Annotated in this window: 1 protein-coding gene; it reads left to right on the top strand. The window is 73.2% G+C overall.

Translation table 11 applies throughout. The features are described from left to right. A partial coding sequence (locus ACFO4E_RS30115; protein ID WP_378580746.1) for a ketoacyl-synthetase C-terminal extension domain-containing protein occupies positions 1-671 on the top strand: 671 nt, incomplete at both ends.

Here is a 671-nt window from a genome sequence, read left to right as displayed (position 1 = left end):
GGCGGGGGCGGTGGAGCTGTTGGGGGAGGCGCGGGAGTGGCCGGAGACCGGTCGGCCGCGTCGCGTGGGGGTGTCGTCGTTCGGGGTGAGCGGCACCAATGCCCACCTCATCCTCGAACACGACCCGCTCACCGATGCCGCCCAGGACCATACCGGTGCGGCGGACGATGACGCCGACACCGAGACGTCCCGGGCGGTCGGCGGCGCAGAGCACGAGCTCGGACCGGAGGAGGACTCCGCGCACGAGGTCCTGCCGTACGTCCTTTCCGGCCGGGGAGCCGAAGGGCTCCGTGGCCAAGCGGACCGTCTCGCCGAGCACCTGGCCCCTTCCGCCGATCCGTCGGACCAGCCTCGTTCCCCCCTCCGGGACGTCGCCCGGTCGCTGGCCACGACCCGCGCCGTGCTGCGGAATCGCGCGGTGGTGGTGGCGCGCGACCGCGAAGCCGCCGTCGCGGGGCTGCGGGCATTCGCCCGAGGCGAGGAGGCCCCGGAACTGGTCACCGGGGCACCTGCCCCTGGTGGTGTGGGGGTGTTGTTTGCGGGTCAGGGGTCGCAGTGGGTGGGGATGGGGCGGGGGTTGTATGGGGCGTTTCCGGTGTTCGCGGAGGCTTTCGATGAGGTGTGCGGGGCGTTGGACGGGGCGCTCGGGGGGTGTGTGGATCGTGGTGTGA

The sequence above is a fragment of the Nocardiopsis mangrovi genome (genome assembly GCF_042653925.1).
Lineage (GTDB): Bacteria > Actinomycetota > Actinomycetes > Streptosporangiales > Streptosporangiaceae > Nocardiopsis_B > Nocardiopsis_B mangrovi.
The sequence above is the reverse complement of the archived record's forward strand: the minus strand, read 5'-3'. Positions and strand labels throughout refer to the sequence as shown.